Here is a 9,086-nt window from a genome sequence, read left to right as displayed (position 1 = left end):
TTAAAATTAATCTCACTGTAAATGAATCTAAATCAAGTAACGCTTCCATCTAAAGACCTTGATAAGTCAGTAAAATTCTATAAGAAGTTGGGTTTCAACCTCATTGTAGATGCTTTACCTAATTATGTGAGATTTGAATGTCCTACAGGAGATAGCAGTTTTTCACTACATAAAGTGAATGAATTATGTTCAAATTCAGGGGTTTCAATTTATTTTGAATCGAACAACCTAGATGAAGAAGTAGCATCTTTAGTACAAAAAGGTATTCAGTTCGATGAACTACCTATCGACAAAAGATGGTTATGGCGAGAAGCCAGATTAAAAGATCCTGATGGAAATCAATTAATATTATTTTATGGAGGTAAAAACAGACTCAATCCGCCATGGAGAATTAATTAGAATGACGAAAATTTAGATTATATCATCGCTCGAATAAAATATCATATTCATCATTTGAGAAGTCTAACTCGATATTGAATTCACTTCTCAGTTTTTCGATCCATTCATCTCCGTAATTAACGACATCTGTAGATACCACGTTGATACCATTCCTCTTTGAGAATTTATTATTAAAAAGGCCAATTCGACCTTGAGCATTAAATTTACCTATGAATCTATCTTTGTAAAAGTGTGATGCAGGGTTTCTAGACATATAAAAGTTTGATATTTTTATGTCATCTTCACTTATTTCAGCAAGCTCAAAGCTATATTGGTTTGCCCAGCCATTATCGGATCGTCTTTGAATCATAAACTCACCATTTATTAAGGACTGTATTCTTACCTCACCATCATTGTCATTTTTGATGGATGTATCATGAATGTTTAGTGGAATTCTTGGTGCTAAACCCCCAAATCCAACATCAGTAATATAAAGGTCGCTATTCACTTTAACTAAATGAGCCAAATGATTTCGCGGGGGTCTACTGGGAGGATTACGTAGCCATACTCTACCCAATACAGGATATGTTGTAAACCCAAGTGCAGCTAGCAATTCAGCGTAAAGTAGATTTAATTCAAAGCAGTACCCTCCTCTTCCTCTATGTATAATTTTATTATATAAATATGATCGATCAAGGTCAATTTCTCTTCCAACCACTACATCTAGGTTTTCAAAGGGTATGTTTTCTATATGATGTTGTTGGAGCTTTATCAGAGACTCTAAGCCAGTTTTTGAGTCATGGAGCCCAATCCTTTCTAAGTATTGACTAATGGATTTAGTAGTCATTTATTAACTAATTTGATTATGAAGCGGATATTCAATTACTATATTATTGATGTAGTCTAAATTTATTCAACGATCAGAATGATTTATCAATATCTTTTCTATCAAAAGAAACTCTTCTTTTTGTCCTCCAGAGTCAGACTTTGTAGTGATTAAATTCCCATTTTCATCAATAATTATTTTATATGGAATAGATTTTAATGATAAAATTTTCTCCAATTCACCTGCCCAGATAAACTGGAAAGAATAGTTATTCTTTTTTATAAATCTTTTAATTTTTCCTTCTTTATCTGCCCATTCAGGTGATGCAGCTATTATTTCTAACTTGTCAGGATATTTCAATTTTGCATCTTGCAATCCTTTAAATGCTATAATGCATGGTCCGCACCATGTTTGCCATAAATCAATCACAATAACTTTGCCTTTGAAATCCTCTAGGGCCAAATAATCACCATCTATTTTTTTGAATTTGGTTTTGTTAATTACAGTATCAACAAATTGTTGATCTAAAATTGGGTTCCCCGAGTGGTCTCGCTCAAATGAAATGTTCTGTGAATAGGCATTTCCCTTAATCAGAAATAATAAAACAATTACAGTTAGGGCAGTGCTATCCAATTTTAAAAGGTATCTTAAATTCCTTATGCTACTTATCATTTTGACGTTTATAGTTTTTCAAGATTTTCGAATTAAATAATCAATTTTTCTCTGAGTGATATTTTGCCGAGGTTTTTGTTATTTCTAAAATCCAGCTAGTGATCAATTCCAATGCTTCATTTGAAATTCCTTCTTTTATAGTAGCATACTCTGTTGGTAATCCAGTTTCACTAATCTGAAATAAGTGATTATGCTTTGCTAGCGTGACTGCTTTAATGTTATTTTTATGTTGAGCGATTTCTAAAATAGAATTTGAGTTTTCTTTGGCAGGTACTTGTACATCACTATCGCCATAGATAAAGAGAGCAGGACAATTAAGATTTTCAATTGTTTTCTTAGGGTTGCTTCTTATAAATTCTATAAACCAAGGTGTGGTAAGCTGATCAATAACTGTGCTTATAAAAGCTTCAGGTATCTCATCTTTATAATTATCTTGAAAATAGGTAGTTAGCTTTTCCCTTAATATAGAAATGTCAGTCTCGACTAACATCAAGTCATAAGCACCACTAATTTTCTTATTACCACTTTTTACAGTTTCCTCATCGATCCCCATCTTCGTTTCTACTGTCTGCTTTTGCAAGAGCATTAGTTCCTTGCCTGTAATACTCGGTCCAGCGAGAGTAATGATGAAATTAACTTTGTCAGGATGGTCTATTGCAGCCATAGGTGCAATAATTCCTCCGAGACTATGTCCAATCAATCCAATATTGTCCGAGTCTACAAAATCCTGCTTCTTCAGATAATCTAACATAATGTTGACATCAGAAAGAAGATTCCCAAAACTAACATTCTTAGACCCTGTAGATTCTCCAACTCCACGATCATCCATTCTTAATACAACAATATCCCTTTCAGTTAAGTGATTAGCAATTGATAAAAATGGTTTATGTCCTGCTAATTCTGAATTTCTATCTTGTGGCCCACTCCCTGATAATAATATAACAGCGGGGTATTGCATATCGCTTTTATTGGGATAAGTAATTGTTCCCCCTAGTTCAATCTTTTCTTCATTATTTTGAATTATTATGTCTTCGGAAATGAATTGAAGACTATCTACTTTTTCTTGTTGTGCCGATGAGTGTGTTGAACATAGTATTAGACTACTTAGTAAAAATGTACATTTCAGATTAATCATAGTTTTAAAGTATTAATTATGATGGAATAAAGCTGAAAATTTAATTAGCCAAATCGTTAAGCAACCTTAATCAAACAAAAATTCTATGTGTTGATTTTTTATGCCAAAATATCCTTCGTAATTATTTTTTCACAAAGGATCAATTGTTTGTTTTATCCAAAAGTTAGTATTGAGTAACGGTCGATTTAAACTCTGCAGAAATAAAATTATGTGAAGGAATTTTATTCAAGCTTTGTTAAGAAACCTTAAGAGAAATATATTTTATAAGGTAATGAGTATTGCAGGTCGATTGTTAGAATTGGAAGATTGTTTTGTTAATGAATTGAGTATGTTAATAGTTTGAAAGGGTGGATATCCACTCTTTTTGATATTCATCGCTCATATGAGGGAATATAGTTTCCTGTATCATTTGCAGATAGGATTTTTGTATGTCAGCTGCATCAAACTTACCCTCTAATGACTTATAGGAAATCCAAAAATCCGTTAGAATTTGAATTTTTTTATAAAGATTTCTGAATTGACCGGGAAATGCTTCTGGCCTTAAAATACCCCTTTCTGACAATTCTTTTAACTGAGCGGAAAATTGCTCGACCCTAACTTCAACTAGTACAACATAGCGAGCTTTAATTTTAGGGTACTCCTGCATTAGCCTAGCGAAATCAAGAAATATAAATCGGTATTTTAAAAAAAGTTCCATCACTTCATTTAGGAATACCCCAATCTCTTGAAGGTTGAGTGTATTTTCTTTGAGCCTTTCTTGAACCAACCCCTCAATTTCATCAGAAAATTTATCATATAAACTGGTGACAATATCTTCCTTTTTAAGAAAGTGATAATTCAAATTACCCTGACTAATATTCAAATCACCAGCAATCTGCCGTAGTGTAACCGAACCAAAACCGAATTCATTGAAAAGGTTAAGTGCAGAAATCAATATTTTATCTGAGGTTTTTTTCATTAGTAAACTTGACCTAATAATTATAATTTAGTAGACTTGACCTAATCATTCATCTTGTAATTATGGAACATAGAATAAAACCAATTGAACGGCCTAAAAAGCTGTTGGCCAAAATAGGATTTTGGTTCATAAAAAGAGAATTAGGAAAGGTCACTTCGGTTGCAAAAGTCATTTACTCACGTTTCCCTAAAGTTATGTTATTGGTAAAAAAAATGTTGGACATCGAAAAAAAACATTCGCTTTCTCCTCAATTCCAAATCATAATACAAAAATATGTGGCATATCTAAACGGGTGTACATTTTGTATGGATGTTTCAGATTATAAAGCACAAGATTTAGATGTTCCCCGAAAAAAAATGACTGAATTATCAACTATTAAAACGAGTCAAAATTTTTCCTTAAGTGAAAAGGCTGCTTTGCAGTACGTTGAAGAACTAACTAATAATGTCTCTGTTGACGATGAGACGTTTTTGAATTTAAAGCAACAATGGACCGACAATGAAATAATAGAAATCACCTATTGTGCATCTGTAGAGAATTTCCTTAATCGGCTTGTTAAACCACTCGGAATTGGTGATGACAATTTGTGTCAGAGAAAGGAATCAGGGCAATAATGCAGTGCCATTACCTTTAGTTGTCTCCCTTCAATCATTTCAACTATGCAGAAATCAAACAGATTAAAACCTTTTACCTCATTGGTAAGAAAACAAATCCTGAAGTCATTTAGATTTAAAAACCCTACACTTAATCAAATAGCAAATCAGTTATGCTTAAGTAATAGAAGCTTACAACGTAGGTTAAGCCAGGAGGGCATGACATATAGAAAGCTTTTATCACAGGTCAAAATGGAACTTTCTAAGACTCTTGAGATACAGTGTAAATATAAAACGAAGGACGTGGCTTATGCCTTAGGCTACTGCAGCTCTAGCTCCTACCTACACGCAAAAAATAGATGGAGGAGATTAAGAATTACTCAAAAAAGAAAATACACACTTAATATTTCATTGAAGCATGAATTCGAACCTGCGCATTCCGATTTTTCATTCAAGCCTTTGAAAATCTAAGTCAAAAATTTACTCAATCTTGTCAATAGGAAAAGATCATAATATCAATTAAAGCTCATATTTCACTTCTTAGAAATAATTTCTTTATGTAGTGTTTATACGAAGTATGTTCAAGAAAATGGCACAAAATATCATCAACCTAATTGGTAAATTAAATAAGATTGTCGAACAATTAATTCTACTTAACCAATGATAACGTTCTATAAAATATTATTTAATCTAACTCATTTTCTTGTCATACATTTCTTGCTTTTAGGGTGCAGTCCCAAAGATTTAAGAAATGATGACCTGCGACAGAATGGACTTTCATTGGAAAATGTAAACAGGGGCAAGTCATTATTAATGCACGCAATCGACAATCAAAATTTAATGAAGCTCAACGAAAACAAAGTTTATTCATTAACGGCAACTGATAAGTGGAATAAGCAATATATGATGGATATTAACCCCTGGCCGGGTGATAATGGTGCTTTAATAGAGTATAGAATGGTCTTCAATACATTTGATAGCCAGGTAACTTGGCTTGAAGGAGAATTAAAAAATCATACCTACGGAATTCAGTCATGGCAACTCTATAAATATGAGGTAGGAAATTCTCCGGTTAAAATCGAAGATGATGACATTGAATTCATCATTCCAACAATGCAGTATTTTATGGAATTGCCTGTAAGATTACTGAATGCCGATATTATTACCTACATGGGAAATGAGGAAATAGAGGGTGTAAACTATCATAAAATTTTTGCTACATGGGAAAGCCTCTACCCTAATGAACATGATCAATACATTGTATATGTCAATTCAAAAAATGGAAGAGTTGAAAGAACCACATATACAATAAGGCACAACTATATGTGGACTCCTAATAATTTCTATGGAACAGCATTATACCGAGATTATAAAGAGTACGAAGGTGGTATAATTCTGCCTCAAAAAATTGAAGTTGTTCCTTTTGACCATTTAGATGAAAAGAGGGTACACACATTTGAAGTACAATCATTTAAGGCTGGTGGTTTTGATATAGAAGAACTTTATCCATTTCCAGAATTGCCCAAAATAGGAGATTCAAAATAGTTGGTGTGTTATTAATAAAATTAATCATTCACTATGATTGACATAATAGAATATAAAGACCTAGATAGTTTTACAAAACAACATCTGAATAAGAATATTGATGCTGAGTTTGGCCATATTCCAATCGTAAAGAATACGCAATGGGCAATTCCCGATTGGACATTAATTTACTCTCAGAATTCGACTTTAGCGGCCTTCTATAATATTGTTGAAAGAGAAGTTATTATGGATGACGATATGGTAAAGATTGCAGGAATTAACAATGTAATAACACTTAAAAACTTCAGAGGGAAAGGTCTTTCAGCCAAACTGCTAAAGGATACCGAGCACTTTATTTTTGATGAGATGAGGAGTAAATTTGGATTACTACTTTGCGCTGATACGCTGATTCCATATTATGAAAAATTGGATTGGTATTTAGTTAATTGTCCTGTCTACTTTAACCAATCTGATGGCAAAAAACTCTGGGGAGCTAATACAATGCTCCGTTCAAACTCTGGCTATAAATATCCGAATCAAATAGATCTCAATGGATTGCCCTGGTAATTACGATAATCAATAATTAAAAAATGGAAACAAAAAGAATTAAGAGTCAATTGAATTGGTTAAAGTTATATGCATTAGTAAATACAGTAGTACTTGTAGCGGTTCTATTTTACTTAAATTCAGAATCCTACTCAGCTACAGATAATGGACGATTAGTCAAACAAGATTCATTAAAAGTTTATTACCTCTCCGTTGAAAGATTAGATATTGTAGAAAATGATGGCGGATTGGCTATCAGTTTATCAAATTCTAAGACCTCACCAAATCCAACATTCGACAATGTTGAACTAAAAGGTGTTTCAAACAGAAATACACCTAATATTATTTTTTTTGATGGTCAAGGTGACGAAGTTGGTGGAATGGCTTTTTCCAATAACTTAAATTCAGACTGGCAGCAAGGAATGAGACATTTAGCATTTGATGGTAACCAACAGGATGAGGTTGTGACAGTCAGTCATTTTATCAAAAACGATTCTATCTCTCGCACAGGATTTTACATTCACCAGCGACCACAAATACACATTCTGGAGGCATTAAGCGAAATGGGTGTGTCTCCAAACGACACCGAGGATATCTTAGCCAACAAGATCTCAGAATTTAAAAAAAGTAACCCCAAACGATTTGAAGAAATATGGCAATTAAAGTCTCGCATTTCTATTGAGAAAGATGAGCAAGATGATGCTGTAATTAACTTACGCGATGATGAAGGGAGAGTTAGGATGAAATTGTTCGTTCAGAAGGATGGTAATTCTGGCATTCACTTCCTTGATGAAAGAGGCTCAATAATTAGGGAGTTCAACCGATAACTTTTATAATTAATATTATCATAAATGAGACAAATAATTAAAACAAAGCATATCGCCCTATCATTTATATTTCTTTTTACTTTTTGCCTTTCTAAAGGCCAAGTAGACTCAATAGTTTACAACTATAAGGACAGTATTACAATACCTACGAGTAGTGGCTATAATCTTTCAGCAAGAATTATGTATAAGAAAAGTATTACTGAACCACTTCCAGTAATACTTTTTTATACTACCTATTTTCAAGGAGAAAAAGATATATATTTTGCTAAGATTTCAGCTGATAGAGATTATGTTGGAATTGTTGTTTATGCTCGTGGCATTAGAACAAATATTACTAATTATTCACCTTACAAACATGAACAAAAAGATATTTATGATGTCATCGATTGGATAAGCAAACAGGAGTGGTGCAATGGAGAAGTAGGTATGTTTGGTGGAAGCTACACAGGATTTTCACAGTGGTCAGCTGCTAAAAAACTACATCCTGCATTAAAAACTATCGTACCTCAAGTTGCAGTTATGCCTGGATATGATTTTCCAATGCAAAATAACGTTCAATTAGGATTTGAATTAGGTTGGGCTCATTCACAAATACTGAAGAAACAGGCTATTGATCCATCCCTGTATTGGACTTGGTTCGAAAAAGGCTATGCTTACAGTAGATTAGATAGTGCAATTGGCTACACTAACAAGTTCTTCCAAGAGTGGCTGAATCATCCAGCGTATGACACATATTGGAGCACACTTGTCCCAACACCAGAAGAGTACGCTAATATTGATATTCCAGTTCTTACAACAACTGGATATTTTGATGGGTCTCAGATATCAGCAATTAGATATTTTAAGCTGCACAACAAATACAACCGATCCAACCAACACTACCTAGTTATAGGTCCTTACGACCACTGGGGGGGTCAAGCAAATGCAGCAAGTAATCTTCGAGGTTATGAAATAGACTCTGTAGCAAATTTAAGTATGAGAAATTTGGCTCTTGATTGGATGGACTGGCAGTTAAAGGTTGAAAAAAAACCTGAAATATTAAAAGATAAGGTGAATTACCAAGTAATGGGAATGAATCAATGGCAGCACAAATCATCACTTTGTTCAATTGCTTCAGACACGTTAAGGTTATTTTTGGTAAATAATAAATTATCGAAAAATATAGGTTCTCAAGAGACCTTCATAAAACAAGTTATTGATTTATCAGATCGTGAAAAAATAAATAATTACTTCCAACCAACTTTGATAATCGATACTCTAGATGCCAGTAATGGTATCATTTATAAATCTCAAACTTTTAATGAGGATTTCATAATTAGTGGGGCGTTTACTGGTAAACTTAAAATAGAAACTAATAAAAAGGATTTTGATCTGTCAATATCATTTTACGAAAAAATGCCAAGCGGTAAATACTTTTTCCTTTCGCGTTATGTTGGTCGAGCTAGTTATGCTAATGACAATACAAAACGTCAATTATTAAAACCCTATAAACAAGAATTTATTCCTTTAAATGCATCACATATAATAAGTAAAAAGATAAGTCGTGGCAGCCAGCTAGTAGTAATACTAAATACAAATAAACATCCCTTTGAAATTATAAATTATGGTTCCGGAAAGAACCCAACTA

At 33.1% G+C, this 9,086-nt stretch carries 11 protein-coding genes; 7 read left to right on the top strand and 4 right to left on the bottom strand.

All coding sequences use genetic code 11. From position 1 onward, the window contains the following. Positions 1-21: 21 nt before the first annotated feature. A complete protein-coding gene (locus RLO81_RS19750) occupies positions 22-399 on the top strand; it encodes a VOC family protein (RefSeq protein WP_350115974.1) in 378 nt (125 codons plus the stop codon). A gap of 22 nt (positions 400-421) precedes the next feature. On the opposite strand, the gene RLO81_RS19745 is transcribed toward RLO81_RS19750, so the two are convergent. The 4 genes from RLO81_RS19745 to RLO81_RS19730 form a co-directional block, all read right to left on the bottom strand. Further along, positions 422-1,225, bottom strand: coding sequence for an arylamine N-acetyltransferase family protein (locus tag RLO81_RS19745; RefSeq protein WP_350115972.1), 804 nt, complete (start codon positions 1,223-1,225; stop codon positions 422-424). 66 nt (positions 1,226-1,291) lie between these two features. Then, positions 1,292-1,876: a TlpA family protein disulfide reductase gene (locus RLO81_RS19740; RefSeq protein ID WP_350115969.1), complete on the bottom strand. Its 585-nt coding sequence runs from the start codon at positions 1,874-1,876 to the stop codon at positions 1,292-1,294. Between the two features lie 40 nt (positions 1,877-1,916). Then, positions 1,917-3,011: an alpha/beta hydrolase family protein gene (locus tag RLO81_RS19735; RefSeq protein WP_350115967.1), complete on the bottom strand. Its 1,095-nt coding sequence runs from the start codon at positions 3,009-3,011 to the stop codon at positions 1,917-1,919. Positions 3,012-3,342: 331 nt separating this feature from the next. Further along, positions 3,343-3,969: a TetR/AcrR family transcriptional regulator gene (locus tag RLO81_RS19730; RefSeq protein WP_350115964.1), complete on the bottom strand. Its 627-nt coding sequence runs from the start codon at positions 3,967-3,969 to the stop codon at positions 3,343-3,345. A gap of 62 nt (positions 3,970-4,031) precedes the next feature. Between RLO81_RS19730 and RLO81_RS19725 the strand changes: the two genes are divergently transcribed. The 6 genes from RLO81_RS19725 to RLO81_RS19700 all read left to right on the top strand — a co-directional run. Further along, positions 4,032-4,583 (top strand): carboxymuconolactone decarboxylase family protein, encoded by a 552-nt coding sequence (locus RLO81_RS19725; protein WP_350115961.1) that lies wholly within the window; start codon positions 4,032-4,034, stop codon positions 4,581-4,583. Positions 4,584-4,628: 45 nt separating this feature from the next. Further along, a complete protein-coding gene (locus tag RLO81_RS19720) occupies positions 4,629-5,033 on the top strand; it encodes a helix-turn-helix domain-containing protein (RefSeq protein WP_350115958.1) in 405 nt (134 codons plus the stop codon). A 189-nt stretch (positions 5,034-5,222) separates the two neighbouring features. Further along, positions 5,223-6,107: a hypothetical protein gene (locus RLO81_RS19715; protein WP_350115955.1), complete on the top strand. Its 885-nt coding sequence runs from the start codon at positions 5,223-5,225 to the stop codon at positions 6,105-6,107. Positions 6,108-6,140: 33 nt separating this feature from the next. Continuing rightward, positions 6,141-6,653, top strand: a complete 513-nt coding sequence (locus tag RLO81_RS19710) for a GNAT family N-acetyltransferase (protein ID WP_350115952.1) — start codon at positions 6,141-6,143, stop codon at positions 6,651-6,653. Between the two features lie 23 nt (positions 6,654-6,676). Further along, entirely contained in the window at positions 6,677-7,459 is a 783-nt protein-coding gene (locus tag RLO81_RS19705) for a hypothetical protein (protein ID WP_350115949.1), read from the top strand. Positions 7,460-7,483: 24 nt separating this feature from the next. After that, positions 7,484-9,086, top strand: a 1,603-nt coding sequence (locus tag RLO81_RS19700) for a CocE/NonD family hydrolase (protein ID WP_350115946.1), incomplete at its 3' end; no start/stop codon positions are given.

This window comes from Fulvivirga sp., assembly GCF_040220315.1.
Taxonomy (GTDB): Bacteria; Bacteroidota; Bacteroidia; order Cytophagales; family Cyclobacteriaceae; genus Fulvivirga.
The sequence above is the reverse complement of the archived record's forward strand: the minus strand, read 5'-3'. Positions and strand labels throughout refer to the sequence as shown.

What these genes read in the sequence shown, in the direction of transcription:
- RLO81_RS19730 (WP_350115964.1), bottom strand. Translation starts at nt 3,969, where the DNA reads ATGAAAAAAACCTCAGATAAAATATTGATTTCTGCACTTAACCTTTTC.
- RLO81_RS19725 (WP_350115961.1), top strand. Translation starts at nt 4,032, where the DNA reads ATGGAACATAGAATAAAACCAATTGAACGGCCTAAAAAGCTGTTGGCC.
- RLO81_RS19750 (WP_350115974.1), top strand. Translation starts at nt 22, where the DNA reads ATGAATCTAAATCAAGTAACGCTTCCATCTAAAGACCTTGATAAGTCA.
- RLO81_RS19740 (WP_350115969.1), bottom strand. Translation starts at nt 1,876, where the DNA reads ATGATAAGTAGCATAAGGAATTTAAGATACCTTTTAAAATTGGATAGC.
- RLO81_RS19745 (WP_350115972.1), bottom strand. Translation starts at nt 1,225, where the DNA reads ATGACTACTAAATCCATTAGTCAATACTTAGAAAGGATTGGGCTCCAT.
- RLO81_RS19710 (WP_350115952.1), top strand. Translation starts at nt 6,141, where the DNA reads ATGATTGACATAATAGAATATAAAGACCTAGATAGTTTTACAAAACAA.
- RLO81_RS19735 (WP_350115967.1), bottom strand. Translation starts at nt 3,011, where the DNA reads ATGATTAATCTGAAATGTACATTTTTACTAAGTAGTCTAATACTATGT.
- RLO81_RS19715 (WP_350115955.1), top strand. Translation starts at nt 5,223, where the DNA reads ATGATAACGTTCTATAAAATATTATTTAATCTAACTCATTTTCTTGTC.
- RLO81_RS19720 (WP_350115958.1), top strand. Translation starts at nt 4,629, where the DNA reads ATGCAGAAATCAAACAGATTAAAACCTTTTACCTCATTGGTAAGAAAA.
- RLO81_RS19705 (WP_350115949.1), top strand. Translation starts at nt 6,677, where the DNA reads ATGGAAACAAAAAGAATTAAGAGTCAATTGAATTGGTTAAAGTTATAT.